This window comes from Mesorhizobium sp. ES1-4, assembly GCF_020164745.1.
In the GTDB taxonomy this organism is placed as follows: Bacteria; Pseudomonadota; Alphaproteobacteria; order Rhizobiales; family Rhizobiaceae; genus Mesorhizobium.
The window spans coordinates 18866-43770 of the sequence record NZ_JAIUGV010000009.1; the positions used below are offsets into that span (position 1 = coordinate 18866).

Sequence of the window (24905 nt, forward strand, 5' to 3'; positions counted from 1 at the left end):
GCGGCGCGCCGAAAGTCGGCTGGAACGGTTGGCTTACCAGCCCATCCATTCGTGAGCGCCCCAGGCAAGGCCGAGAGTGGGCGCCATCAACGCGATAAAACATCAGCGTGAAGGGATGCTTGGTCATGGCAGGACGGGAAGCCACGGCGCAGTGTCCGTGCTGGAGATTTCATGCGGAAAAATGCCGGGTAGCCTCATCATCTGGTGCAGGCTAAGCTGCACGCCGCTGGAACGGGATCCCCACCCCTGCGTTTTCGTGCCGCGTCGCGGTGAGGCGCCACCTCCATCGGCGCAGTGGAGGCTCGCTGCCGCTCCCGGCAGGGCGAGCTTTTTTTACGCGGGAGTAAAGCGTTAGGGAACGACGCCCCTCTTTATACGTTAGCTGTTGCTGAGGCGGCGTTGAGTCGGCGTGCGGGTAGCAGCGCGATCAAGGCAATTTCATGTCTTTGCCTTTGCAATGCATTTATGTAGTGACAGCCAGGCCAAATCCTGAAGGTTTCTCTTCAGGGTCACGAAGCACATATGCCGACATCTCCGTATATAAGATGTAACGAAATATATCATATTGTTGATTGATCGTCATATAGATGGGGATGGAACCTCCGACTTGCGCCAGAGTTTCCCCTGAGCAAATAGCCAATCATGGAGGTTGTTATGAAACATTATCTTACGAGTGCCGCGGCTGCCATCATCGTGCTCGGCGGCGTCGGCGCGGCTCTGGCTGATACCATCGTGGTTCAGCCGGAACAGGAGACGATGGTTCGCGAATACGTCAAGAAGGAGCCGCTGGCGTCGGTCAATCTTCTGGGTGTCGAGCTCAAGCTCGGCTCGTCGGTACCGGACAAGGTCGAACTGCGCGAAGTCCCCAACGTCAAGTACCGCGTTGCGGTGATCAACGACCAGACCGTGCTGGTCGACCCCGACACCCGTCAGATCGTGGAAGTCCTTCACTGATCGATCCGTCTCAAGCATAATGCAAAAAGCCCATCTCCGATCAAATCGAGGATGGGCTTTTTGGCGCCGGCCAAGTCCGGAATTTACTCGGCGGCGAGCTTGTCCTGCGTTTTTGTATCGAAATCACTGGCATCGTGGCGTTCATGCAACTGCAGGGCCGGTTCGCCGAAGGCGCGGTTGACCATGCGGCCACGCTTGACCGCCGGGCGCTGGTCGATCGCCTTCGCCCAGCGCTGCACGTTCTTGTAATCCTGCACCGACAGGAAGGTGGCGGAATCATTATACTGCCGGCCGAGCGCCAGCCCGCCATACCAGGGCCAGACCGCCATATCGGCGATGGTGTAATCCTTGCCGCCGAGATATTCCACCTCGCCCAGCCGCCGGTCGAGCACGTCGAGCTGGCGTTTCACCTCCATCGAGAAGCGGTCGATGGCGTATTCGATCTTCTCCGGCGCGTAGGCGTAGAAATGGCCGAAACCGCCGCCCAGATAAGGCGCCGAGCCCATCTGCCAGAACAGCCAGGAGAGCACTTCGGCACGGGCCGGCTGTTCGGTCGGCAGGAATTCGCCGAATTTCTCGGCGAGATAGACCAGGATCGAGCCGGATTCGAAGACGCGCACCGGGGTCTTGCCGCTGCGATCCATAAGCGCGGGAATCTTGGAATTGGGATTGGCCTCGACAAAGCCACTGCCGAACTGGTCGCCATCGTTGATGCGGATCAGCCAGGCGTCGTATTCGGCGCCCTCGTGGCCAAGCGCCAGGAGCTCTTCGAGCATTCCCGTTACCTTGACGCCGTTCGGCGTCGCCAGGGAATAAAGCTGCAGCGGGTGCTTGCCGACGGGCAATTCCTTGTCATGCGTCGGGCCAGCGATCGGCCGGTTGATGCTGGCAAAGGCGCCGCCATTGCCCTTGTTCCAGGTCCATACTTTCGGCGGGGTGTATTCGGTCATTACGCGGCCTCGTGTCGTGGGGGAAAAAAATTGCACGTCGACATACAGCTAGGGTTCCCAGCCGCAAAGTTCAACTTACTTTGAACTATTGTCGGCGTGGCGCGGTTCTGTCTGCTCCCAAAGGAGAGAAGGCCGGCACGCTGCCTCTTGTGTCTCCTCCTGCGTGGCATACGTATAGAACAGGCCGCGCCAGGCATTCGCATTGCAGGACAAAGTCATGACCATCAATCCCAATCCGCGCTCCGTCGTTGCCGTGCGGGCGACCGTTCCGGAGGATGCCTTCACGGCCGGGGCACTCGGCACGCTCAGGGAAGGCAGCGGCGTCGTCATCCGCGACGACGGGCTGGTGCTGACCATCGGTTATCTCATCACCGAGGCGGAGGAGGTCTGGCTGACCTCGCATGACGGCCGCGTCATCCCCGCGCATGCGCTGGCCTACGACCAGGAATCGGGTTTCGGCCTGGTCCAGGCGCTGGCGCCGACCGATCTGCCGGCCGTGGCGCTGGGCGATGCGGGCAAGGCCAGGGTCGGCGACGCGGTGGTGCTTGCCGACGGCATCGGCCGGGCGGTCGAGGCCAGGATCGTCACCAAGCAGGAATTCGCCGGCTATTGGGAGTACCTGCTCGACGAGGCGATCTTCATCGCGCCGGCGCATCCGTCGTGGGGCGGCGCGCCATTGTTCAGCGCCGCGGGCACGCTGCTCGGCATCGGTTCGCTGCGCCTGCAGATGAGCCGCGCCGGCGAGGTCGCCGATATCAACATGGTGGTGCCGATCGACCTGCTGCCGCCGATCCTTGACGATCTTCTGACCCGTGGCCAGGTGGACAAGCCGCCGCGCCCGTGGCTTGGCGCGCTGTCGGCGGAAAGCGATGGCAGGGTCGTGGTGATGAGCGTGACCGAGGGTGGCCCGGCCGCCAAGGCGGGCCTGCGCGAAGGCGACGTCATTTCCGAGGTTCGCGACGGCGCGGTCGACGGGCTCGCCGATTTCTATCGCAAGCTGTGGGAAAGCGGCTCGGCCGGTGCCGAGATCCCGATGCGGGTGGTGCGCGACGGCCGCGAGACCTGGCTGCGCGTCAAGTCCGCCGACCGGGGCAGTTTCCTGAAGAAGCCGCAGCTGCAGTAGATCGGGCGTTCTCAGCCAACCAATGCATCCAAGACTGCTCAAGACCTTCTTCGCGGTTGGCACGCAGCCGCAACATCACGCGTGCCGCCGAGGGATTGGCAGGTCGATGCGGAAAGCGGAAACGGAAGAAACCGATGGTGTCATCGGAGATGCCGATGGTCGCAACTACCCAGAAAAGGGATCAGCAGTCAACGATTTCAAGGTAATCCGGTGCGGCGAGCCTTCGCATCACAGCGTCCCGCGTCATGATGGGAATCTTGCGTATCCGGGCGGTGGCGATCAGATAGCAGTCGCCGGGATCTTTGTGTCCCGTGGCCGTGACTACAGCGGCTGCCTCTATCGCTATCCGCTGTTTGATTGGAATGATCTTCGCCGCCGTCGCCTCGACAGCGGCTGAAAACCAGCGAGCAGGGGAATTGGCACCGAGGTCGGGTGGATTCTTATGGACCGGCTTTCGAGCCGCGATTGCCAATTCCCATGCGGTGATGGGTGAAACGTAGAGGGTGCCGATCTCTTGATTCTCGCCGATAGTTATCAACGCTTCATCTGAAAGCGGTTCAATTCCGCTCACCAGCCAATAAAGAACATGCGTGTCGAGCAGGATGCCCGGCAACGCTCAGCCTTTGGCCGCATGCTTCGGAGCCTTGGAACTACCCCCAAGGGCTTGTTTGGCAATGGGCTTCGTCAGGTCCACACTCTTCTTGATCGCGAACTTGCTGCCCTTCAGCGACCCAGCGCCACGGACGGTCACAGACTTTCCGGTCTTCGCGTTCCGGACTGTCAGGGTCGATGCTGCGCTTGTCTTGATCATATGCGAAAATATAGGCGATTTTTCATGCTCGGAGAAGGGGCTTTAAAATTGGAAACGTCTGCTTCTATTCCCGTTCCGCACTCGCGAACACCACCAGATTGCCGTCGGGATCGCGCATGCGCATGATCCAGAAATCGTCGGCTTTCTCGATCGGACCGGGTTTGAGGCCTGCATCCACCAGTCTCTGCCGCTCGGGCGCCAAAGGCAGGACGCCGAGCGTCAGCGTCGAGGCGCCGGCTTTTTGCTTGTCCTCAAAAAGCTGCACTTCGGCGCTTTCCGTGAACTGCCATTCGGCCAGCCCTGGCATCGGCCGGCGCAGCGGCGGTTTGCCGAAGAGCTTCTCGTACCAGCCGATACTGACCACAAGGTCGGAGCAACTGACATGGGCGAAAATGGTCTGCACGGCCATCGCGATCCTCCATGGCGATTGCACTGTTGCCGGAACGCGGCGATGGATGGCGTGTTCCATCGCGTGACGGCAGCGTGCCCTACTGCTGTCGAAAATTGGCTGTGAAACATGTCATCATGATGCCGGGAATCGCATGATGGCGGAGGCGAGATGACAGCGGCGCCAGTGACAACGATACTGACCGGGCAGGCGCAGTGATGGCGCCGGTCAAGGTCGACCCCGACAAGGTGCGGGAATTTCCCGACGCGGCGAGCTTTTACGCCTGGCTCAGCGAGCATCACGCCGCCGAAACCGAAGTGTGGATCAAGATTCACAAGGTGGGGTCGGGACTGAAGTCGATCAAGCCGAAGGAAGCCATCGACGTCGTGCTGTGCTTCGGCTGGATCGACGCCGTGCGCAAGGGGCTGGACGAGAAGAGCTTCCTGCAACGCTACACGCCGCGCGGCAGGAAAAGCGTCTGGAGCAGGATCAACGTCGACAATGTCGCGCGGCTGGTCGAAGAAGGCCGCATGACCGAGCACGGGCTGAGAGAGGTCGAGGCCGCCAAGGCCGACGGGCGCTGGGCGCGCGCCTATGCCAGCGGCAAGGAGATGAAAATCCCCGACGATCTTCAGGCGGCGATCGACGCCGAGCCGGCGGCCAAGGCGATGCTGGACAAGCTGAGCGCGCAGAACCGCTTCTCGCTCGCCTTCCGCACCCATAACATGAAGACCGAAGCCGGGCGCAGGAAGAAAATCGAAGCCTTCGTCGCGATGCTGAAGCGCGGCGAGACGATCTATCCGCAGGGGAAGAAATAGATTGTTCAGGCGCCCGAACGCGGGCCGGTGAAGAACGGCGTCTCGCCAAGGTCGCGGTTCAAGGCGGCGAGCGTGCGGGCTCCGGCTTCGCGCCTGGCGGCAACCGTGCCTGGTGGCGCCTTTCGGGGTTGATGGTGGTCGTCACTGGTCGAGGTCTACCGGCGTCACACCCAGAAGCTTCAAGGCGTTGGCGTAGGTCCGGATCCCTTGCGCTTGCTTGCGTTCGGCACAAAACCGGTTCGCCTTGTCCTGCAGTGCCGTTGCCGCTGCGATCTGGCCGGCACTTGCACCGGGTTTGGCCTTGGTCTGGATGGCGCCGTCGAGTTGAAGACCGAGCCGGCTGCAATATTCGCTCCGGGTGACCGCCGCCTCCGCGCCCGACTGCGCGACCGCGAGCATGGCAAGCGAAATGCCAGTCAGCGCACCCATCCATCCGGTCAAACGTCGTTGCATTGCAGGCTCCTCGGCGTTGTCCGGCGGGCGCTGTCCGGCCGCCACGGGATGGTTATCGCAGACGATCTTTTCGCCAGTTTTTCCCGGATGTTGAATCTTGTTTCTGGAGTGTGTCTGGAGGCCGGGGTCACACTTCGTCGGCGTCGAACAGCAGCATCGTCAGATCGTCGTCGCCCGGCCAATATCCGCCGGTCGACGGCACATGCAGCGCCGATTTCGCTGGCGAATGCGGCGCGGATGTCGTCGAGGCTGTCGAAATACAATGTCCCCACCAGATAAGGCATCTCTCCCGCCGAGAGCTTGATCATGGGCCGCCTGCTGACATCGTAGCGCCGCAAGCCGGGAAGCTTCTTGGCCAGCGGTATATGGACCTCGAAATAGTGCCGGTCGAACGCGGCCGGATCGGCCGGGGTTTTGTAGATCACGAGCATCTTGGCCATCGTGGTGGTCCTGTCTGTTGGTGTTGCTGGTCGGGCCGTGCAGGCCGCCGCGTCAAAGTCGTTCGGCAAAGGCGGATTTCGACCGCCGGTCGATTTTTATGTACGCGGGCCGGGGTGAGCAGCTGTGCAACAGCCGATTTCCCACCACCGAGGAGATCGGCGCCTCGCGCCCCGCCAGGCATCTGCGGCGCTTCTGCCTCTTCCCCCGGCATCGTCATTCGCGTAAGGGCGCGGGCAAATCCCAATTCCGCATCGATACCCCTGGAATTCCCATGATCAGACTGGAAAACATCGGCAAGCAGAACGGCCGTCAGCTTGTCTTCATCGAGGCGTCGGCCTCCCTGCAGAAGGGCGAGAAGGTCGGCCTGGTCGGGCCGAACGGCGCCGGCAAGACGACGCTGTTTCGCATGATCACGGGCCAGGAGCAGCCCGACGAGGGCCAGGTGCAGGTCGATCGCGGCGTCACCATCGGCTATTTCAGCCAGGATGTCGGCGACATGGCGGGCCACAGCGCGGTGGCCGAGGTGATGAACGGCGCCGGGCCGGTGAGCGAGGTCGCCGCCGAGATGGCGGAACTCGAGGCTGCCATGGCCGATCCCGACCAGGCCGACAAGATGGACGAGATCATCGAAAAATATGGCGAGGCGCAGCACCGCTTCGAGGAACTCGACGGCTATGCGCTGGACGGACGCGCGCGCGAAGTGCTGGACGGCCTCGGCTTCAGCCAGGAGATGATGGACGGCGATGTCGGCAAGCTGTCGGGCGGCTGGAAGATGCGTGTGGCGCTGGCCCGCATCCTGCTGATGCGGCCCGACGTCATGCTGCTCGACGAACCGTCCAACCATCTCGACCTGGAAAGCCTGATCTGGCTCGAACAGTTTTTGAAGGGCTATGACGGCGCGCTGCTGATGACCTCGCACGACCGCGAATTCATGAACCGCATCGTCAACAAGATCGTCGAGATCGACGCCGGTTCGCTCACCGCCTATTCCGGCAATTACGAATTCTACCAGCAGCAGCGCGCGATCGCCGACAAGCAGCAGCAGGCGCAGTTCGAGCGCCAGCAGGCGATGCTGGCCAAGGAGATCGCCTTCATCGAACGCTTCAAGGCGCGCGCCTCGCACGCCGCGCAGGTGCAGAGCCGGGTGAAGAAGCTTGACAAGATCGATCGCGTCGAGCCGCCCAAGCGCCGCCAGGTGGTGAATTTCGAATTCCAGCCGGCGCCGCGCTGCGGCGAGGATGTCGTCACCTTGAAGAACGTCCACAAGGCCTATGGCAGCCGCACCATCTATGAGGGGCTCGACTTCCAGGTCCGCCGCCGCGAGCGCTGGTGCATCATGGGCGTCAACGGCGCGGGCAAATCGACGCTCCTGAAGCTGGTGGCGGGCGCTTCCGACCCCGATACCGGTACTGTGGCGCGGGGGCCGAGCGTGAAAATGGGCTATTTCGCCCAGCATGCCATGGAGCTGCTCGAAGGCGAGCGAACCGTGTTCCAGACGCTGGAGGACAATTTTCCGCAGGCCGGCCAGGCGCCGCTTCGGGCACTCGCCGGCTGCTTCGGCTTTTCGGGAGACGAGATCGAGAAGAAATGCCGGGTGCTGTCGGGCGGCGAGAAGGCGCGGCTGGTGATGGCGTTGATGCTGTTCGACCCGCCCAACCTCCTGGTTCTGGACGAGCCGACCAACCACCTCGACATCACCACCAAGCAGATGCTGATCGAGGCTCTGTCGCAGTACGAAGGCACGATGCTGTTCGTCTCGCACGACCGGCATTTCCTGGCCGCGCTTTCGAACCGCGTGCTAGAGCTGACGCCCGAAGGCATCCACACCTATGGCGGCGGCTACACGGAATATGTCGAGCGCACGGGACAGGAAGCGCCGGGCCTGAGGAGCTGATTGCAGGCCCGGACCATGCGCCCGGGCGCGTCGCATGATCCACCGCGACGCGCCTCGATGGGGCGACGGCTTATCTCAGCGAGATGGCCATGCCGCTCAGGTCGGCGTTGACCTGCAGGCCGACCTGCTTGCCGGTGAGTTCGAGCTGTGCGCCCCTGTCGTTGGTCATCACAATCACCTGGGCGCCTCTGCCGAGCGTGCCGCCGCCGCCGGCAGCGCCGTATACGCCGGTCACGTCCCGCACGCGCCTGATGTGGCGCACGGTGCCGCGGAAATAGGTCTTGGAAACGCCGAAGGCGAGGCCGCCCGAGACGCCGCCGATCGAGATCGGATAGGTTTTGCCGTGGAAGGTGAAGGTGCCTTCGCCGCCGGAACCGCCGACGAAGAAGGCAGCCTTGTAGACGGAAAAGCGGATCGTACCGCTGTCGGCATGCGCGGCACTGGCGACGCTGACGCCCGCGATGGCGATGGCGGCAACCGCGATTGAACGAAATCCGGACGAAATGGTCATGATGGGAACTCCTGAAGGTGGCCCGCCTTGCCCGCCGGCAAGAATGTCAGCGTGGTGTCAAAGTTACAACTGAACAGTCTCGCCCATCATTGGTTCCAAGCCGCGGTCCAATCCGGCGGCGGAAGACCACCACGAAACAAGGCCGGGCTCTCTGGTCGCGGAGGTCTTCTTGTGGGATGGAGACGTCCGTGTACTCTCCATGGCGGCTGGCAAAGGGGTTCGGGATGAGAATTGCGACGGGACTCGCAGCGTCCGCATTGGCCGCGGCGATGGCCGGATGCGCGACATCTCCGGTCGATTATGGAACCTCTCTTTCGCAGCAGGACCAGAAATGGGCGACGCCGCAATGCCAGCGGGCCCGGGCGGCGGCGTCGGACTACGCGGTCCGCGAGAAAACGCATCCAGGGTGGGAATTCGCGGCACTTGGCCCGTACGGGTTGGGGATCATCGCCGCCACCAAGGAGCATGAGCAGAAGCAACGAAGGCTGCTCGCCCGCGACCTGCACCTGCAATGTTCCAGCCTTCCCCTGCCGAAGGAATTGCAAGGTGATATGGGCGCCGCCAGCCCAGACAAGGTGAAATATCCATGATCGGTGACGGGTGCTGACGCGATCCTCGACGAAAACCGTTACACGCTTTCCCGGAGTAGCTTCCAAAGCAGCAAGCCTTCCGCCTCGAACGTGTTGCAACCTTCGCGCTTTGGCGCATCGTCCTTTCCCGTTTAAGCTATCAGGTCAAAGCATAGATACGGTTCCGAACAACAATGGCTAGGCGGTTTGCGTTTCTGCTGGTTCGCGACTTCACCCTGTCGCCGCTGTCGCTGTTCATCGACACGCTGCGGCTGGCGGGCGATGAGGGCGACCGCAGCCGCAGGATAGAATTCGACTGGGAGATCGTCGGTGAACGCGGCCTGCCGATCCGGGCGAGTTGCGGTGTCGAACTGCTGCCGACCAAGGGGATCGGCAATCCGGAGGATTTCGACAATGTCGTGGTGGTCGGCGGCCTGCTCGACACCAACCGTGCCTTGAGTTCCGAGAAGGAGGCCTTCCTGTTGCGGGCCGCCGGCAAGGGGGTGCCGCTGACGGCGCTGTGCACGGGAAGCTTCGTGCTGGCGCGCTACGGCCTGCTCGATGGCTACAGTGCCGCCGTCAGCTGGTTCCACATCAAGGATTTTCGGACCCGGTTCCCGGAAGTGAACGCCCATGCCGACAGCCTGTTTTCCGTCGACCGGGGCCGCGCGACATGCGCGGGCGGCACGGGAGCGGCCGACCTCGCGGGTCACTTCGTGTCCCAGTTCATCGGCCAGAAGGCAGCGCAAAAGGCCGCCAAGATCCTCGTGCTCGACCGGATCAGGAGCAGCAGGGACGTGCAGCCGGTGGGCGACCTGTATCCGGAAGCATCGAGCCGCGCGGTGAAGCGCGCTTTGCTGTTGATGGAGAGCAGCCTCCAGGAGACGCTGTCGGTCGCCGAGATCGCAAGCCGCGTGAATTGCTCGCGGCGCCAGCTCGAGCGTCTCTTCGGCGCCGAACTCGGCACCGGTCCAATGGCCTGTTATCTGGCGTTACGCGTGCATCATGCGAAGTCGCTCCTGGAAGGCAGCGACCTGCAGATCGGCGAAATCGCCTACCGCTGCGGCTTCACCAATGCCGGCCATTTCAGCCGTGTGTTCCGCCAGCAGACCGGCATCACACCAACCCATCTCAGGCATCCGAACCGGATACCCGATGGCGCGGCGATGCAATGAAATCCGCGATGTGAAGGGCGGCGCCTGGAGCCGGATGATTTCAGGTCGAGTCTACCTCTGAATCCGAACCGAATCAGATGGAAAGAGCATAATGTCGTCGGAACGCTTTACATTTTTCGGCATCATGCTCCAACTCTTTGTTTTCACGCAATTCCGGACGGAAAACCGCTACGCACTTTTCCTGGAATTGCTCTAGGAAATCCGCTGCCCGCGCTCGTCGAGCAGGACGCAGCCCTCGGGGTCGAATCCGAGGTCGACCGTCTCGCCTTCGCGAAGGACGCGGCCTGCGATCGGCGCGTTGGCGCGCAGGTTCGCCTTGCCGCCGATGTCGATCTCGTAGATGGCGCTGCCGCCCAGATACGAGGCGGAGACGACGCGGCCGGACAGCCGGTTGGCGCTTGCCGCGGCACCGACCGACAGTTTCTGTGGCCGCACGACGACGGTGACCTTGCTGCCGCCGGCGAGCGGCCTCGGACAGGCGGCGTTGATCGTCTGGCCGCTGGCAAGCACCACCACCGCCGTCTTTCGGTCGGATCCGTGCACGGTTCCGGCAAGCATGTTGGCCTTGCCAAGGAAGTCGGCGACGAAGGCCGTGGCCGGCGTCTCGTAGACCTCCTCTGGCGTGCCGATCTGCTCCATCGCGCCGGCGTTCATCACCACGATGCGGTCCGACATGGAGAGCGCTTCCTCCTGGTCGTGGGTGACGAAGATGGCGGTGATGCCGGTTTCCTTCTGGATCTTCTTGATCTCGACGCGCATCTCCTCGCGCATGTTGGCGTCCAGCGCCGACAGCGGCTCATCCAGCAGCAGCACCTGCGGCTCGAAGACAATGGCGCGGGCGAGAGCTATGCGCTGCTGCTGCCCGCCCGACAGCTGCGACGGCAGCTTTTTCTCGCTGCCCGGCAGCCGCACCATTTCGAGCGCCCTGCCGACCTTGCGGGCGATCTCGGGCTTCGGCACATTGCGGTACTTCAGGCCGAAGGCGACGTTGTCGAACACGTTCTTGTGCGGGAACAGCGCGTAGCTCTGGAAGACCAGCCCGATGTTGCGCTTGTAGATCGGGATGTCGTCGACCCGCCGCCCGCCGATCATGATCTGGCCGCCCGAAATGTCGACCAGGCCGGCGATGGAGCGCAGGATCGTCGTCTTGCCGCAGCCCGAGGGTCCGAGCAAGGTGACGAAACTGCCCTTGGCGATCGAGAGCGAGAAATCCCGCACCGCGACGAACTTGCCGTAGGCGATGTCGATGTCGCGGAACTCGACCGCCGGGCTGTTCGCCTCGGCGGCCGCGCTCGCGCCGGCCGCCCCGGCCAGGACAGGCCGGGGGTCGAGTGTCGTGTCCTGGCTGTCAGGCACCTTTGGAGATCCTGTTCCACTGCTTGGTCCAGGCGTCCTCGTTGGTTGCCCAGTAGGTCGGGTCCGCGAAGGTCAGCGACGTCATGGTGCCGGTCTTGTCGAACGCCGGCAGCTTCTCGATCTTGTCGGTCAGCTTGACCTTGTTGGGGTCGAGCGACGGCGGATAGCTCTGGCCCTCGGCCACCGCGATCGAGGTCGCCGGGTCGAGCATGAAGTTGATGAGTTCCTCGCACTCGGCCATCGGCGAGCCCTTCAGGATCAGCATGTCCTCCATCCAGGCGTAGGAGCCGGCCGGATCGAGATAGCCGATCGGATGGCCCTGGTCCTGCAGCGCGGCGACGCGGCCCGACCATGCGTCGGTCACCACGATCTCGCCCTTGGAAAGCAGGTCCATCAGCTCCGCTCCGGAGCTCCAGAACTTCTTGGCGAGGTCGCGCGTCTCGCGCACCTTGGCCCAGATCGTGTCCATGTCCTTGATGTTGTTGGGGTCCTGGCCGGTGGCAAGCGCGGCGTACCAGACGCGCGTCGTCATGTCGGAATAGCCGCCGACCTTGCCGGCATATTTCTTGTCGAGCAGCAGTGCCGCGCCCTTTTCCTTGGCTTCCTCCGGAGAGATCACCTTGGTGTTGTAGGCGATGCCCGTCGTGCCGTAGTCGTAGGGCACGGCCGAAAGCTTTGGCGTCAGCTTACGGAACGGCTCGATCATTGGCTGCAGCACGTTCGCCATGTTGGGAATGTTGGCTTCGTTGATCTCCGAGGTCAGGCCGGCGTTCACATACTTGATGTAGTAGTTGACGCCGGAAGAGTGGATCACCTGGTAGTCGCCGGGCTTGGCGGTCTTGATCTTGGTGATGATCTCGTCCTCGTCGCCGAACGTGCCCTGGACCACCTTGATCTTGGTCTTGGCCGTGTAGGGCTGGAAGGCATATTTGTCGATCGCGTCCTGCACTGTGCCGCCCCAACCGTCGAAGCGCACTTCCTGGACGGCGGCGAGCGCCCGGCCCATCCACGGCATGGAAAGGCCTGCCGATGCCGCCGCGGCGGCGGTCAGTGTCAGGAACGTGCGGCGGCTCAGGTCGCCGTTGGCATATCGATCGTGCAGCCGTTCCAGCCGCTTGGTTGTGGTGAGTTTCATTGTGTTTCCTCCTTTGGTTCGCCACGTCTTCTCAGTTTTGTCAGGCTTTGCAGGATCAGGCCGCCGACAAGCGGAATGCCGACGGTCACCAGGATCATCACGGTGCCGAGCGCGTTGATCTCCGGACTGATCGAAATCTTGAGCATGGAAAGGATCTGGGTGGGCATGGTCTCGACGCCTGCCGGCCGCCAGAACAGGCTGGCCGAGGTGTTGTCGAAGGAGATGGTGAAGGCGAGCAACGCACCGCCCGCCACGGCCGGGATCAGCAGCGGCAGCGTGATCTCGCGGAAGGACGAAAGCCTAGAGGCTCCGAGCGAAAGTGCCGCCTCCTCATAGACGCGCCTTATGCCGATCATGCGCGCCTGGGCGATCAGCACCACATAGGGCACGGCAAGCAGGATATGGCCGAGCACCAGGAGCAGCATGGTCCTGGGCTGGTCGACCGCCTTGATCAGCACCAGCAGGCCAACGCCGAGGATGGTTTCTGGCACCAGTGCCGGCAGGATCACCAGCGTGCTGAGCGCCTGCTTGCCGCGAAAGTCGAAGCGCACCAGCGCAAACGCGGTGGTGACGCCGATAGCGGTGGTGACGACGGCGGTAACCAATGCGATCCACAAGGACGTGCGGAAGGCGGCCAGCACCGCCTCATTGGCCATCAGCTTGCCGTACCATTGCAGGCTGAAGCCAGTCATCGGGAAGCCGCCGAACATCGAGGCGTTGAACGACAGGATCACCGTCGCCGCGATCGGCGCGAACATGAAGATGTAGACGCAGACCGTGACGAAGCCGGTCAGCCGCCAGGCCCATCTGCCCTCCTGCTTGCGGCGCGCCGCCTTCATCCGCTGAGCACTTTCATCCGCCCCAATCCCTTCATCCACCCCAGCCCTTCATCCACCAAGGCCTTTGACGATCTGCGACATGCCCATGTAGCGGGTGTAGACGGCGGCGAAGAAGCCGAGCACGAGGAACAGCACGATCGAAAGCGTGGCGCCCATCGGCCAGTTCAGCTCGCCCATGATGGTGTCGTAGATCAAGTTGCCGAACAGCGCATCGCGTCCGGCGCCGAGAAGCTGCGGCGTCACATAGCTGCCGGCGGCCAGCACGAAGCAGAGCAGCAGGCCCGCAGCCAGGCCGGGCAGCGAGAGCGGCAGCGTGACCTCGCGGAACGCCTGCGCACTCGTGCAGCCCATCGAGCGGGCCGCCGAAATCAACGTGCGATCAATGCTCTCCAGGCTGACATAGACGTTGAGGATCATGTAGGGCAGCAGGAAGTGCAGCATGCCCAGGATGACCGCGCCTTCGTTGTAAAGCATCGGCAGCGGCTCGTTGATGACGCCCATTTTGAGCAGCGCGACGTTGATGACGCCCTGTTCGCCCAGGATGTTGATCCAGGAAAAGGTGCGGATGGTGAAGCTGATCCAGAACGGCACGATCAGCAAAAGCAGCAGCAGCCATTTGTGCCTGAAGGTCGTCGCCCAGATGAAATAGGCGGGGAAATAGCCGAGCACCCCACAGAGCAGCGCGGTGATCGCGCCGACCCGCAGCGTCTTCAGGAGGAAGCCCGAATAATAGCTGTCGGTGAAGAACTCGTGCCAGTTCGCGGTCGTCAGCGCGCTGGTTTCCACGCCGGCGGTGACGAAGGTGAAGAAGGTGTAGGCCGCCATCACGGCGATCGGCAGCACCAGGAAAAAGATCAGCAGCAGGAGCACCGGCGCGACGAGCATCCAGGCAAGCCGTGGATCATACAATGTCCATCGTCGTTTCATAAGCACCCGACGTCCGCGCTTGCTTTGAAGCGCCTGTTTTTGTTCCCGGGCAAAGATTGGGTGATTGGCGGCCCAATGTCTACAGCAGGCGATTGATCCAAGGATATATCCGCATGACCTCGGCTGCGATCGACCGGACTTTATCGGCGGACGCAATGCCATGCCTGGGGCTCGACCGTCGGATCTGGTCCCTGGCTGTCGGCAGATCGCTTTCTAGTCCGGCAGGCCGGCGACGCGCAGGGCATCGGTGACGTCGTCGATTATGCCAGGAGCAATTCCGACGGCGGCGGCCCAGCGGCCGATGGTGAAATGCGGGTCGAGCGCCAGGAGCCGTGCGGCCGACGCTCTTGCCTCCTCGATCCGGCCGAGCCTCGCCAGCGGTGCCGCCAGCCAGCCGTGCAGGATGCTGAAGCCGGGGTTCAGCTCGACCGCCCTGCGGCCGGCCGCGATCGCCTGCTCGTGCCGGCCGGACAGGAAATTGCCGAAGCCGATGATGCCTTGCGGCACGCAGATCATGGCATCGAGAGGAGAGAGCCGCATCGCCTGCTCGCACCAGTCGATGGCGCGCGCCGCGTCGCCCCCATAGGCCACCGGCACGCAGCCGAAGGCAAAGACGAAGGCGCAGGAGGCGCTGAGCGACAGGGCCTGCGCGAACGCCTCGTCGGCCAGCCCTCGGTCATGCTCGACGAGGCCGATGGTGAAGCCGGCCAGGGCCAGCGCCATGGCGTCGCCCGAGCCATGCTCGATCGCCGCATGGGCATGGCGCGATGCCTTTTCGCGGTGCTCCGCCAGCATGCCGCCGCGGATGAAAAGGGTTTGATGCGCCCAAGCGGCAAAGCCGTGGACGAGCGCATAGTTAGGCTCGATGGCCAGAGCCTGGTAAAGCAGCGGCAGGCCCTTGGCCGCACCCTGCGGCATGAAGGTGTAGACGTCGGGCAGGGCGCGCAGAAAAAGGTCATAGGCGTCGAGACTGTCGGGGCGCTGGCGCTTGACGCGCTCGATCTCGGCTCGGCGCAAATTGGGCTCGATCGCCGCCACCACGCTGACGGTGATCTCGTCCTGCAGCGCGAACACGTCGGTCAGCTCGCGGTCGTAGCGTTCGGCCCACAGATGACTGCCGTCCTCGGCGTCGATCAGCTGGCCGGTGATGCGCACACGGCTGCCAACCTTGCGCACCGAGCCTTCCAGCACATAGCGCACGCCGAGTTCACGCCCGACCTGCTTCACGTCCACGGCATGGCCCTTGTAGGTGAAGCTCGAGTTCCGCGCGATCACGAACAGCCAGCGAATGCGTGACAGGCCGGTTATGATGTCCTCGACCATGCCGTCGGCGAAATAGTCCTGATCCGCATCGCCGCTCATGTTCACGAAAGGCAGCACGGCGATGGAGGGGCGGGCGGGAATGCCGAGGCCAGGCTTCGATTTCTCCACCGGCGCCGCCACGGCGCCGGCTTCCTCGCGCACGGTGCCGACGAAGCGAAAGCCCCGACGCAGGATGGTGCGGACGAGGCGCTGCTGCTCGCCATTGTCCTGCAGGGCGCTGCGCGCGGCATTGACGCGGCTGGCAAGCGTGGCGTCCGAGACGATGCGCCCCTGCCAGACCGCATCGACCAGGTCGTCCTTGCTGACCACCCGCTCGCGATTGCGGATCAGATATTGCAAGAGGTCGAACACCTGCGGCTCGACCGGGACCAGCTCGTTGCCCCGACGCAGTTCGCGCCGGGCGCCGTCCAGAGCGAAATCCTCGAAAAGATACGGCAAATTGCTGGCTCCAGATGGGCGGAAACGCTGACCCGGACACTGTAGCCGTGTCGTGGGCGCAAAATCAAAGCCATCTCAAGACAAAATCAAGAGGTCCTGAAGGCCGCCTCAAAGCGAGCCCGCCGGCCCCGGCGCATAGTCCTCCTGCAATCAACGCAAACAACGATTTTGAAAAGGAGAACTCAAATGTCCAACAACGCAGCAAATTCCGTCGTCCTCGTTCATGGCGGCTTCGTCGATGGCTCCGGCTGGGAAGGGGTTTATCATCAGCTCAAGAAGGATGGCTACGACGTTGCCATCGTGCAGAACCCGACCACCTCGCTCGCCGACGACGTCGCCTTCACCAAGCGCGCCATCGCCGCCGCTCCAAGCAATGTCATCCTGGTCGGCCACTCCTATGGCGGCGTCGTGGTGTCGGAAGCCGGCACCGATCCCAAGGTCTCGGCCGTCGTCTACATCGCGGCCTTCGCCGCGGATGCCGGGGAGTCGGTCGCGACGCTGATCGCCAACCCGCCTCCAGGTGCGGCCGTGCCGCCGATCCTGCCGCCCGTCGACGGCTTCCTGATGCTCGACAAGGCCAAGTTCGCCGCCTCGTTCGCCGCCGACGTCCGTCCCTCGCTCGCCTCCTTCATGGCGGACTCGCAGGTGCCGTGGGCCGTGGCCGCACTCGAAGGCAAGGTCACCAAGCCGGCCTGGAGGGTGAAGCCGAGCTGGTATCTCGTCGCCACCGACGACTACATGATCCCGCCGCCGGCACAGCGCCAGATGGCGACGCGCGCCGGCGCGACGACGGTGGAAGTGCCCGGCAGCCACGCGGTCTACGTTTCCGATCCGGCATCTGTCGCCAAGCTCATCGAGCAGGCCGCCGCCGGTGTCGGCAAGAACTGAACGGGCATGATCGAGATCAAAAGCCTTGGGCGCTTGGCGGCGCCCAGGCTTTTCCTGTTCAAGCCGCGAAGCGCGGCCTCAGCCTTTCGAGATGCCGCGCTCGATCAGCCGGGCAAGGCGCTCCGAAAACGCCTTGGCGTCGGCCGGCTTGTCGCCGTCGAGCACGCGCGCCTCGTCGTAGAGAAGATGCGCCGCGTCGTCCTTGAAGGACTGCTCGTCGTCGCCGAGCCTGGCCAGTGCCAGCACGCGCTCATGCCGCGGATTGATTTCGAGGATGGGTTTCGCCGTCTTGTCGAGGCGACCGGCGGCGTTGAGCAGCCGCTCGAACTGCCGGTCGGGACCGTGTTCCGGAGCCACTAGGCAGACCGCGCTTTCGGTCAGGCGGTCGGAAGCCTTCACGTCCGAGACGGCATCGCCAAGCGCTGATTTGACGAAAGCCAGGAAGCCGTCGACCTCGGGTGTCGCCGCCGTGTCCGGCTTCTTTGTCTCGTCGAGCAGCGGGATCTCGGAAAGGTCGGCCACGCCCTGCGTCACCGACCTGAACGGCTTGCCGTCGAATTCCGGCGCCATCGATGTCCAGAAACTGTCGACCGGGTCGGTGAGGAGCAGCACCTCGATGCCGCGCGCCCTGAAGCCTTCGAGCTGCGGCGAGGCTTCGAGCCGGGCGCGGTCGTCGCCGGCCATGAAGAAGATCGCCTTCTGGCCTTCCTTCATCGCCGCGACATAGTCGGCAAGGCCGCGCCAGCCTTCGCCCGATGCGGTCGAGCGGAAGCGGGCGAGCTTCAGCAATTGCTCGCGCCGCTCATGGTCCTCGTAGAGCCCTTCCTTGAGGACGACGCCGAAATTGTCCCAGATCCTGGCAAAGGCCTCGGCCTCGTTTTCGGCCAGCTTGGCGAGGTCGCCGAGCACGCGGTTGGTCAGGCCCTTGCGGATCGAGGCGAGCAGCGGGCTTTCCTGGATCATCTCGCGCGAGACGTTGAGCGGCAGGTCGGCGGAATCGACCAGCCCGCGCACGAAGCGCAAATAGCGCGGCAAAAGGTCGGCGTCGTCGGTGATGAAGACGCGGCGCACATAGAGCTTCAAGCGGCCCTTGCGGTCCTGGTCGAAGAGATCGAACGGACGCGAGCCGGGCACGAAGGCGAGCGCCGAGTATTCCTGCCGGCCTTCGGCGCGGAAATGGATGGTGGCGGCCGGCTCGTCATACTGGCCGGCGATGCCGCGATAGAAGTCGGTGTATTCCTCCGGCTTGATCTCGCTCTTCGGCCTGACCCAGAGTGCCGTGCCGTCGGCGATGTCGCGCGCCTCGGCGCCGGGTTTTTCGATGAGCGTGATCGGCACCGGCACGTGGCCCGACTGCGACTTGGCCAGCTGCTCCAGCCGGTAGGAGCCGGTGTAGGACACAGCGTCGTCCATGAGATGCAGCACGACGCGGGTGCCGCGCCTGGGTGCTGCCTCGAGCGGGGCCGGCGCGATCTCGTAGGAGCCCTTGCCGTCGGAGGACCAGCGCCAGGCCTCCTCGCTGCCTGCCAGGCGGCTGATGACGTCGACATGGTCGGCCACCATGAAGGCGGAGTAGAAGCCGACGCCGAACTGGCCGATGAGTTGCGTGTCCTCGGTGCCGGTGCCGACGCGCTCGATGAAGGCGCGCGTGCCCGAGCGGGCGATCGTGCCCAGCGCCTCCGTCATGTCGTCGCGGCTCATGCCGATGCCGTTGTCCTCGACGGTGATCTGCTTGCTGTCGGGATCGGCCGAAATCGAGATGCGCGGCTTGGGATCGTCGGCCAGCAACTCCGGATGACTGACGGCTTCGAAGCGCAGCTTCTCGCAGGCGTCGGCGGCGTTGGAAATCAGTTCGCGCAGGAAGACGTCCCTGTCGGAATAGACCGAGTGCACCATCATGTGCAGCAGCCGCGAAACATCCGCCTCGAACGCCTTGGTTTCCGTCGCTTTTGTGCCTGTCGTCATGCCGAGTTTCCCACGCTGTTCATTCGCCCGCGCGCCAGGGCGCGTCCGGGACTTCCTTTCAACCATTTTCAACCGTGCTGGCAACCGCGTTCAGCAAGGCCAGCGCGCCGACAATATCGTAACGGGGTGCATTGGCCGCAAGGGGGTCGGAATCGGCGAAGCAGCCAATCTCCCCCACAGGTGAGGAGATCGGCAGCGTTAGCGCCGCGCCCGTCCCCAGTCGCTTATTTGCCGGCCATATGATCCGCCAGCGTCTGCGCCTGGGCAAGCAGCGCGGGGAAGACGGGGCTGTCAGGCAGGTTCTTGCCCATGCAGGCGCGGAAGTCGCTGTCGCCTTTTGCCCAGACCGCGTCGGCGGCATCGGATGTGTTTTCGTCGCTGCCGTCGGTGGCTTGCTTGGTCAGTTTCTGGGCGGCGTCGTCGGCTTCTGTCCACACCGCGTCGCAGGCCGCGATCCTCGGGACGGGGGGCATCGCGGGCGCCTCGGCGATCATGACGCTGTTGCCCTTGACGAGCGTTACGACGACCTCCTGGTCGTAGTTCGGGCCGACATCCTGTGCCCAGCCGCCAAGGCGGGCGATCGCCATGTCGGCGCCGTCAGGCGCCTTCAGCGTGAAGTCGAGCGTGCTGGTGAAAGCGGCGTCGCTACCGATGGCCTGGGTGTAGAAGGCATCGAGCTTCAGCGCCGCGTCGAAGCTGGTTGGCAGTTTGAGATCGGCGTCGGTCTCGGCGGCGCGGGATTGCAGCCAGCGCTCGACCAGCCCGCGCGTCGACGCCACGATGCTGGGGCCGTCCTCGGTGCCGTGGCGAAGTCCGTCCAGCATGCCGAAGCCGACATCGGAGGAACTGAGGCTTTCGATGTTGATGGTGCCGGCCGCCGGAAAATCCTTGACGGTGAAAGGCCCCAGAAGCGTGGAAAGGCGCTTTTCGAGATCGGCGCGGGCCTTTTCATTGGCCGCATCGAGTGTTTCGACGGGAGCGTTCGCGTTTTCCATCGCGGCGATCGCCGCTATCGCCTTGTCGCGCGCGGCGATGTAGTCGTCCTCCGGTGAAGCCGCATGGGCCGCACCGCTCGCCAGCGCCAATACCAAAGTCCAGGCCAGACGCATCGTGGAACCTCCGTTTCGCAAGCTCTTCGCGTGGCTTGGTGGCGAATGTGCGGCGGGTGAAGTCCTGGCGAAGCGTTGCAGCCATGCGGGGCGCCGTCAGGCGCGCAGTTCCTCCTTATGCGCCCTCACGAGGTCGGCCATGCTGTCGAAGCGGAAATCCACCTTCGGCATGTCGCCGGGATGCATGGTGGCGCCAAAACCCTGGTCGGCGTGCCGGCGGTGGATCCAGCACGATGCGAGCCCAAGCCGGTTGGCCACGGCGTGATCGTGGAACAGGCTTTCGGCCGTGTGCAGGACCTCCTTGTCGCCAATCCCGAGCGTCGCCAGCTTTTCGAGCATGTAGTCGAAATTCCGGCGCGACGGCTTATAGGAGCCGATGTCCTGCGCCGTGTAGATCGCATCGAAATCGACGCCGAGTTTCCTGTTGCTGAAGGAGAAGCTCGTGTTGTCGACGTTGGAGAGGATGACCAGCTGGTAGTGCTGCTTGAGGTATTGCAAGGCGGCGGCTGTATCGGCAAAGGCCGGCCAGTCCTTCACGCTTTGGCCATAGGCGATGCATTCCTCATGCGTGGCCACCACGCCCCATTCCTCGGCGAGCCGCCTGTAGACGACAGCCAGGAGGTCGCGGTAGCATTTTTGCGGCGTCCAGCTCTGCTGGCTGGATTCGTGCCTTGCATGCGCCTGCAGGATCTCATCGCGGCTCAGGCCGCGGCCAACCCGCCCGGTCAGCGGCTTCAGGGCTTCGATCATGCCGGATTCCCAATCTATCAGCGTGCCGTAGCAGTCGAAGGTCAGGGCCTTGAAATCAGTCAGCTTCATGGGGTTCACTCCTTGGGGTGGATGGTTGGGTTGGCGTCTGGTGAAGCGCTATCACTCGGCCGCTTGCCCCGCGGGCAGCCCGACCGGGCGCGGACCTGCCTTGCCCCTCGATGCCGCGCCGCGCGGCGATGTCAGCCAAACGCCGAACAGTGTCACCGCGAGGCCGAGGAACATCGCCGCCGAAAGCGGCTCGCCGAAGAGCAGCCAGGCCCACAGCATGGTTACCGGCGGGCTGAGGTAGATCACACTGCTGACCTGCGCGGCGCTGTGGAGTCGCAGGCTCAAATAGTAGACGCCGTAGCAGAATAAGGTCGAAAACAACACCAGCCAGGCGATGCCGAACTCGAACCGGCCATCGAGGGGCGGCATCAGCCCGCCATCCCACCCGGCGCAAACGGCAAAAAGCAACGCTGCCGTCAGGCATTGGATGCACAGGCTCTGGTGGATGGGCATGTCGATCGTCCCCATCCGTTTCTGCAGCACGGTCGCCAGGGCGAAGACCATCATCGCAGCGATGGTGACCATATAGGCCCAGGCCGGCGCGGTCCCGAGGCTGAGGCTGTTCAGCGAGACGATCAGCACGCCCAGCACCCCGAGAGCCGTCCCGGTCCATTGCCTCGCTGTCAGCCGGTGGCCCAGAATGGGCCGCGAAAGTGCCGCGATGGCGAGGGGGACGAGATCCGAGATCAGCGCGACAAGGCCGGTCGGCACGCGCTGGCCGATGGCAAGCGCGAAGCCGCCGAGATAAAGGAACATCATCGCCACGCCGAACGCCATCTGCTGTATCAAGGCGCGCGCGCCGATGCGCGGCCCGACCATGAGCGCGAAGGGCAGAAGTACCAGTCCCGACATCAAGGTCCGCCAGAACAGGACCAGCATGACGCCGGCGCTCTCGCTGGCGTAGCGGATGCCGACGAAGCCGGAACTCCAGCTGACGACCAGGGCGGCCGCCATCAGCGGCCAGACCAGGCGATGGGGCTGATGTTGCGGGAGCGTCATGCGGTCTCTTCGTCGAAGCGGTGCCGGGGCACCAGGCGGATCACGGTCGATCCCGGGTGCGGTTTTATGGCGGCATGAACGCGCCTTTGCACATGACAAATTTCGATGTAACCATGAAACGGCCACTAAATACGGCATCACTATTTGCCTGCGACCCGGTTCCGCGCCAGGATCTGGAGCATCGCTTTCGTTTCAAACGAGGATTGTCATGGCTGGAGTGATGAGCCGCCGCCTGGATGTCGATGCCCTGCGGGCGATGGTGGCGATCGAGAAACATGGCGGCGTCACGCGCGCGGCCGAGACGCTCGGCCTGTCGCAGTCGGCCGTCAGCCACAAGATCAGGCGACTGGAAGCGAGCCTCGACTGCGAAATCCTCAGCCGCAAGGCAAATGCGCCGATGTTCACCAGTTCGGGGCAGGACCTGCTGGGCTATGCCAGGCGCATCCTGGGCATCCATGACGAGGCGATCCTGAGCCTGTCGAAAAGCACGCTGCAAGGCAAGATCGCGTTGGGGATGACCGAGGATACGACCTGCACGGACCTGTCGCGCATTCTTGGCCGGTTTCGCCGGCTCCACCCCGAGGTGAGCGTGCGCACGCAGGTGCGCATGAGCCTTGCCTTGCAGAAGCTCTTGGGCGAGGGGGCGCTCGACGCGGCGATCATCCAGGTGTTCCAGCACGAGGTTCGGCCGACCGACATCCTGCTCTTCCGCGAAAGCCTGCATTGGGTGAAGTCGCCCGAGCTGACCCTGGCGAAAGGCGACCCGGTGCCGTTCCTGTCCTTCGACGACAACTGCTTCTATCGCCGTTGGGGGCTCGATCTCGGCCAGGACGAGGGAACGGTGTTCGAGATCGTGTTCGAATGTTCGAGCGCCGCCGGCATCATCGCCGGCGTAACCTCCGGGCTCGGCGTCGCGCTGCTCAGCCAGCGGCATCTGCAAGCCGGCATGGAGATCGTCGACAAACAGTTCCCCAAGCCTCCGGACCTGGCCTACATCATCCGCCGCGCCCGCAACGCCCGCAATCCCGCGCTGGAGACGCTGGTGAGGGAGATAGAGACCGAGGTGAGGCGCCACGGGACACTGCAGATCGCGGTGTGAGGGGGGCAGCGGCCAAGCGGTTTTGGAATGTTCTGCGGAGCCTCGTTCTTTCTGTGCTTGCCGGCCAATGCCGGACGCCTGTTTTGCGCCTTCATGTTGGTCATCCCGCCGGTTACCACCACGACAGACATCGCTGCGTGTCAACTCCCGAAGCTCGGGGGTTGCGTGAAAGCCCTCGCGCGGAGCGACGCCCGCGCGCTTTCGTGTCGGGCTTGGGGTTTTCTCCTAGGTATTAACGACAAGCGGGGCTAACGTTGCGCAGGGGAGGTGGGCGATGACAAGGGTTTCGATACGCCGGGCGGACTTTATGATGGTCCTGGCCTATGCTTCGGACCTCGCCACCGGCCATTCACGCGACTTCGCGCTGAAATCCTGCGTGCTTGCGATGCGGATCGCCGAGCTGGCCGGCCTTTCAGAGCAGGTCCGGCGCAACGCCTACCACCAGTCCATGCTGCGCTATGTCGGTTGCAATGCCGACACCGACCTTCTGTCGGCCACCTTCGGCGATGAAATCGCGCTCCGCCAGGATCTCGTCGGTCTCGACATGGGCGACCGAGCGGAACTGGGCAGGGTCTTCGTACAGTCCTTCAAGCGGCTCTACTATGATCTCGACCCTGACGCGCAGGCCAAGGCTATCGAGGCCGCGATGTCGCAGGCGCTCGCCGTGGCCCGCCCGGTGCTCACCGCTCATTGCGAGGTCGCGCAGCGCATTGGCGAGCGGCTCGGCCTGTCCGACCAGATCCGGCGCAATCTTGGACAGATCTACGAACGCTGGGATGGCAAGGGGCTGCCGCGCGGGTCGAGTGGCGAGGATGTTCTGCCGGCCGTACGCCTGATCACACTGGCGCAGGATGCCATCGCGCTCAGCGAAGCCGCCGGTATCGACCGGATGGCCGAAACCATCGCCAGCCGCGCAGACGGCCCCTACGAAGCGGGTCTGGCCCGTCTCGTCTCCGCTAACTCAGCGGTGTTGATGGAGGGCATCGGCACGACAGTCGACCGTGAGACGATTTTGGCGCTGGAACCCAATCCTCCGGTTATGCTGGACGAAGCGGCTTGCGACGAGGCGTTCCTCGCCATTGCCGACATGATCGACATGCGCATGCCATTCACGCTGGGCCATTCGCGGATGGTTGCGGAACTGGCCGAAGGCGGGGGAGCAAGAGCAGGGCTGCCGGCCACTGACGTCCAAGCGCTGCGCTGGGCGGGCTGTATCCATGACATTGGCGAACTCGTGGTGCCGGTGGCGACCTGGATGCGCAACGGTCCGCTGTCGGTTCGCGAGCGCGACGCGGCGCAACTGCACGCATATTATGGCGAGCGGGCGCTCGCCTCCTTTGGCCGCGACGGCGATGCGATGGCCGGGCTCGTGCTTCGCCATCACGAGCGCCTGGACGGCTCGGGCTATCACCGCAAGGTCGGCGGCTCCGACCTGTCGCCGGCGGCTCGGATCCTGGCCGCTGCCGAGGCGTTCCAGACGTCGCGGGAGGAGCGTCCACACCGCAAAGCGATGTCCAGCGAGGCGGCGGCGGCGCAGCTCCGCACTGCCGTTCGCGAGGGCTGTATCTGTCCCGACGCCGCCGAGGCGGTACTGTCCTTTGCCGGGCAGCCGTCGCGCCGGGCGCCGCCCCGGCCGCTGGCCGGCATGACGTCGCGCGAGATCGAGGTGCTGCGCCTGATAGCCGCCGGACTTACGGCGAAGGAGGCGGCACGCAAGCTGGATATTTCGCCCAAAACCGCCGACCACCATATCCAGAGCGTCTATTCCAAGATCGGAGTGACCACCCGCGCCGCCGCTGTGCTCTATGCTGTCGAGCACAGTCTCATCCGACCGGGCGAAACGCAGGTATAGGGAATCCACCCCATGTGCGCCTGCTCCGGGGCGCGCATCGTGCTCCTGTCGACGACCAATGGTGGCCGC

The 24905-nt window shown here is 63.9% G+C and carries 23 protein-coding genes and 1 pseudogene; 9 read left to right on the forward strand and 15 right to left on the reverse strand.

Annotation, left to right across the window (positions count from 1 at the left end):
- Positions 1-654 precede the first annotated feature (654 nt).
- Entirely contained in the window at positions 655-954 is a 300-nt protein-coding gene (locus tag LB556_RS18170; RefSeq protein ID WP_224569118.1) for a DUF1236 domain-containing protein, read from the forward strand.
- A gap of 83 nt (positions 955-1037) precedes the next feature.
- On the opposite strand, the gene yghU is transcribed toward LB556_RS18170, so the two are convergent.
- Positions 1038-1904 (reverse strand): glutathione-dependent disulfide-bond oxidoreductase, encoded by an 867-nt coding sequence (gene yghU, locus LB556_RS18175; RefSeq protein ID WP_224569119.1) that lies wholly within the window; start codon positions 1902-1904, stop codon positions 1038-1040.
- A gap of 217 nt (positions 1905-2121) precedes the next feature.
- On the opposite strand from yghU, the gene LB556_RS18180 reads away from it, so the two are divergent.
- On the forward strand, positions 2122-3027 hold the full coding sequence (locus tag LB556_RS18180; protein WP_224569120.1) for a S1C family serine protease: 906 nt from the start codon (positions 2122-2124) through the stop codon (positions 3025-3027).
- Positions 3028-3208: 181 nt separating this feature from the next.
- Here LB556_RS18180 and LB556_RS18185 read toward each other — a convergent pair whose 3' ends face one another.
- Both LB556_RS18185 and LB556_RS18190 read right to left on the reverse strand, forming a co-directional pair.
- Positions 3209-3640: a type II toxin-antitoxin system VapC family toxin gene (locus tag LB556_RS18185; protein ID WP_224569121.1), complete on the reverse strand. Its 432-nt coding sequence runs from the start codon at positions 3638-3640 to the stop codon at positions 3209-3211.
- A gap of 262 nt (positions 3641-3902) precedes the next feature.
- Positions 3903-4247 (reverse strand): VOC family protein, encoded by a 345-nt coding sequence (locus tag LB556_RS18190; RefSeq protein ID WP_224569122.1) that lies wholly within the window; start codon positions 4245-4247, stop codon positions 3903-3905.
- A 197-nt stretch (positions 4248-4444) separates the two neighbouring features.
- On the opposite strand from LB556_RS18190, the gene LB556_RS18195 reads away from it, so the two are divergent.
- The gene (locus tag LB556_RS18195; protein WP_224569123.1) at positions 4445-5044 is read left to right on the forward strand and encodes a YdeI/OmpD-associated family protein; all 600 of its coding nucleotides are present in this window, start codon (positions 4445-4447) and stop codon (positions 5042-5044) included.
- A gap of 141 nt (positions 5045-5185) precedes the next feature.
- On the opposite strand, the gene LB556_RS18200 is transcribed toward LB556_RS18195, so the two are convergent.
- Complete coding sequence (locus LB556_RS18200; protein ID WP_224569124.1) at positions 5186-5497, reverse strand: hypothetical protein; 312 nt, start codon at positions 5495-5497, stop codon at positions 5186-5188.
- Between the two features lie 127 nt (positions 5498-5624).
- Positions 5625-5937 (reverse strand): annotated as a pseudogene (locus LB556_RS18205) (EthD family reductase).
- Between the two features lie 272 nt (positions 5938-6209).
- Here LB556_RS18205 and LB556_RS18210 point away from each other — a divergent pair.
- Positions 6210-7832 carry an ABC-F family ATP-binding cassette domain-containing protein gene (locus LB556_RS18210; protein WP_224569126.1) on the forward strand — a complete coding sequence of 541 codons (1623 nt, stop codon included), beginning with the start codon at positions 6210-6212 and terminating at the stop codon, positions 7830-7832.
- Positions 7833-7902: 70 nt separating this feature from the next.
- Here the strand turns inward: LB556_RS18210 and LB556_RS18215 are convergent, their stop codons facing one another.
- A complete protein-coding gene (locus LB556_RS18215) occupies positions 7903-8343 on the reverse strand; it encodes a hypothetical protein (protein WP_224569127.1) in 441 nt (146 codons plus the stop codon).
- 257 nt (positions 8344-8600) lie between these two features.
- Here LB556_RS18215 and LB556_RS18220 point away from each other — a divergent pair, with 257 nt between their 5' ends.
- Together LB556_RS18220 and LB556_RS18225 are read left to right on the forward strand one after the other, a co-directional pair.
- On the forward strand, positions 8601-8933 hold the full coding sequence (locus LB556_RS18220) for a hypothetical protein (protein ID WP_411908597.1): 333 nt from the start codon (positions 8601-8603) through the stop codon (positions 8931-8933).
- Positions 8934-9106: 173 nt separating this feature from the next.
- Entirely contained in the window at positions 9107-10087 is a 981-nt protein-coding gene (locus LB556_RS18225) for a GlxA family transcriptional regulator (RefSeq protein ID WP_224569129.1), read from the forward strand.
- Positions 10088-10279: 192 nt separating this feature from the next.
- Here the strand turns inward: LB556_RS18225 and LB556_RS18230 are convergent, their stop codons facing one another.
- From LB556_RS18230 to LB556_RS18250, 5 genes are all read right to left on the reverse strand, one after another.
- Positions 10280-11443 carry an ABC transporter ATP-binding protein gene (locus tag LB556_RS18230; protein ID WP_224569130.1) on the reverse strand — a complete coding sequence of 388 codons (1164 nt, stop codon included), beginning with the start codon at positions 11441-11443 and terminating at the stop codon, positions 10280-10282.
- Positions 11436-12578 (reverse strand): ABC transporter substrate-binding protein, encoded by a 1143-nt coding sequence (locus LB556_RS18235; protein ID WP_224569131.1) that lies wholly within the window; start codon positions 12576-12578, stop codon positions 11436-11438. The genes LB556_RS18230 and LB556_RS18235 overlap by 8 nt, the downstream gene beginning before the upstream one ends.
- Complete coding sequence (locus LB556_RS18240; protein WP_224569132.1) at positions 12575-13417, reverse strand: ABC transporter permease; 843 nt, start codon at positions 13415-13417, stop codon at positions 12575-12577. Before LB556_RS18240 ends, LB556_RS18235 begins: the two co-directional genes overlap by 4 nt.
- 48 nt (positions 13418-13465) lie before the next feature.
- On the reverse strand, positions 13466-14344 hold the full coding sequence (locus tag LB556_RS18245; protein ID WP_224569133.1) for an ABC transporter permease: 879 nt from the start codon (positions 14342-14344) through the stop codon (positions 13466-13468).
- Positions 14345-14557: 213 nt separating this feature from the next.
- Positions 14558-16105 carry a winged helix-turn-helix domain-containing tetratricopeptide repeat protein gene (locus LB556_RS18250; protein ID WP_224569134.1) on the reverse strand — a complete coding sequence of 516 codons (1548 nt, stop codon included), beginning with the start codon at positions 16103-16105 and terminating at the stop codon, positions 14558-14560.
- A 186-nt stretch (positions 16106-16291) separates the two neighbouring features.
- On the opposite strand from LB556_RS18250, the gene LB556_RS18255 reads away from it, so the two are divergent.
- Positions 16292-16993, forward strand: a complete 702-nt coding sequence (locus tag LB556_RS18255) for an alpha/beta hydrolase (protein WP_224569135.1) — start codon at positions 16292-16294, stop codon at positions 16991-16993.
- 78 nt (positions 16994-17071) lie between these two features.
- On the opposite strand, the gene htpG is transcribed toward LB556_RS18255, so the two are convergent.
- The 4 genes from htpG to LB556_RS18275 form a co-directional block, all read right to left on the reverse strand.
- The gene (gene htpG, locus LB556_RS18260; protein ID WP_224569136.1) at positions 17072-18958 is read right to left on the reverse strand and encodes a molecular chaperone HtpG; all 1887 of its coding nucleotides are present in this window, start codon (positions 18956-18958) and stop codon (positions 17072-17074) included.
- A 224-nt stretch (positions 18959-19182) separates the two neighbouring features.
- Positions 19183-20067, reverse strand: a complete 885-nt coding sequence (locus tag LB556_RS18265; protein WP_224569137.1) for a hypothetical protein — start codon at positions 20065-20067, stop codon at positions 19183-19185.
- Positions 20068-20163: 96 nt separating this feature from the next.
- A complete protein-coding gene (locus tag LB556_RS18270) occupies positions 20164-20886 on the reverse strand; it encodes a haloacid dehalogenase type II (protein WP_224569138.1) in 723 nt (240 codons plus the stop codon).
- Between the two features lie 51 nt (positions 20887-20937).
- The gene (locus tag LB556_RS18275; protein ID WP_224569139.1) at positions 20938-21885 is read right to left on the reverse strand and encodes a DMT family transporter; all 948 of its coding nucleotides are present in this window, start codon (positions 21883-21885) and stop codon (positions 20938-20940) included.
- A gap of 208 nt (positions 21886-22093) precedes the next feature.
- Between LB556_RS18275 and LB556_RS18280 the strand changes: the two genes are divergently transcribed.
- Both LB556_RS18280 and LB556_RS18285 read left to right on the forward strand, forming a co-directional pair.
- Positions 22094-22984 carry a LysR family transcriptional regulator gene (locus LB556_RS18280; protein ID WP_224569140.1) on the forward strand — a complete coding sequence of 297 codons (891 nt, stop codon included), beginning with the start codon at positions 22094-22096 and terminating at the stop codon, positions 22982-22984.
- Positions 22985-23258: 274 nt separating this feature from the next.
- Positions 23259-24836, forward strand: coding sequence for an HD domain-containing phosphohydrolase (locus tag LB556_RS18285; RefSeq protein ID WP_224569141.1), 1578 nt, complete (start codon positions 23259-23261; stop codon positions 24834-24836).
- The last annotated feature ends 69 nt before the right edge of the window (positions 24837-24905 follow it).

Excerpts from the sequence above, each read along its gene's own strand:
- LB556_RS18170 (WP_224569118.1), top strand. The coding sequence starts at position 655 with ATGAAACATTATCTTACGAGTGCCGCGGCTGCCATCATCGTGCTCGGC.
- yghU (WP_224569119.1), bottom strand. The coding sequence starts at position 1,904 with ATGACCGAATACACCCCGCCGAAAGTATGGACCTGGAACAAGGGCAAT.
- LB556_RS18180 (WP_224569120.1), top strand. The coding sequence starts at position 2,122 with ATGACCATCAATCCCAATCCGCGCTCCGTCGTTGCCGTGCGGGCGACC.
- LB556_RS18190 (WP_224569122.1), bottom strand. The coding sequence starts at position 4,247 with ATGGCCGTGCAGACCATTTTCGCCCATGTCAGTTGCTCCGACCTTGTG.
- LB556_RS18195 (WP_224569123.1), top strand. The coding sequence starts at position 4,445 with ATGGCGCCGGTCAAGGTCGACCCCGACAAGGTGCGGGAATTTCCCGAC.
- LB556_RS18200 (WP_224569124.1), bottom strand. The coding sequence starts at position 5,497 with ATGCAACGACGTTTGACCGGATGGATGGGTGCGCTGACTGGCATTTCG.
- LB556_RS18210 (WP_224569126.1), top strand. The coding sequence starts at position 6,210 with ATGATCAGACTGGAAAACATCGGCAAGCAGAACGGCCGTCAGCTTGTC.
- LB556_RS18215 (WP_224569127.1), bottom strand. The coding sequence starts at position 8,343 with ATGACCATTTCGTCCGGATTTCGTTCAATCGCGGTTGCCGCCATCGCC.
- LB556_RS18225 (WP_224569129.1), top strand. The coding sequence starts at position 9,107 with ATGGCTAGGCGGTTTGCGTTTCTGCTGGTTCGCGACTTCACCCTGTCG.
- LB556_RS18235 (WP_224569131.1), bottom strand. The coding sequence starts at position 12,578 with ATGAAACTCACCACAACCAAGCGGCTGGAACGGCTGCACGATCGATAT.
- LB556_RS18240 (WP_224569132.1), bottom strand. The coding sequence starts at position 13,417 with ATGAAGGCGGCGCGCCGCAAGCAGGAGGGCAGATGGGCCTGGCGGCTG.
- LB556_RS18245 (WP_224569133.1), bottom strand. The coding sequence starts at position 14,344 with ATGAAACGACGATGGACATTGTATGATCCACGGCTTGCCTGGATGCTC.
- LB556_RS18255 (WP_224569135.1), top strand. The coding sequence starts at position 16,292 with ATGTCCAACAACGCAGCAAATTCCGTCGTCCTCGTTCATGGCGGCTTC.
- htpG (WP_224569136.1), bottom strand. The coding sequence starts at position 18,958 with ATGACGACAGGCACAAAAGCGACGGAAACCAAGGCGTTCGAGGCGGAT.
- LB556_RS18265 (WP_224569137.1), bottom strand. The coding sequence starts at position 20,067 with ATGCGTCTGGCCTGGACTTTGGTATTGGCGCTGGCGAGCGGTGCGGCC.
- LB556_RS18270 (WP_224569138.1), bottom strand. The coding sequence starts at position 20,886 with ATGAAGCTGACTGATTTCAAGGCCCTGACCTTCGACTGCTACGGCACG.
- LB556_RS18275 (WP_224569139.1), bottom strand. The coding sequence starts at position 21,885 with ATGACGCTCCCGCAACATCAGCCCCATCGCCTGGTCTGGCCGCTGATG.
- LB556_RS18280 (WP_224569140.1), top strand. The coding sequence starts at position 22,094 with ATGGCTGGAGTGATGAGCCGCCGCCTGGATGTCGATGCCCTGCGGGCG.
- LB556_RS18285 (WP_224569141.1), top strand. The coding sequence starts at position 23,259 with ATGACAAGGGTTTCGATACGCCGGGCGGACTTTATGATGGTCCTGGCC.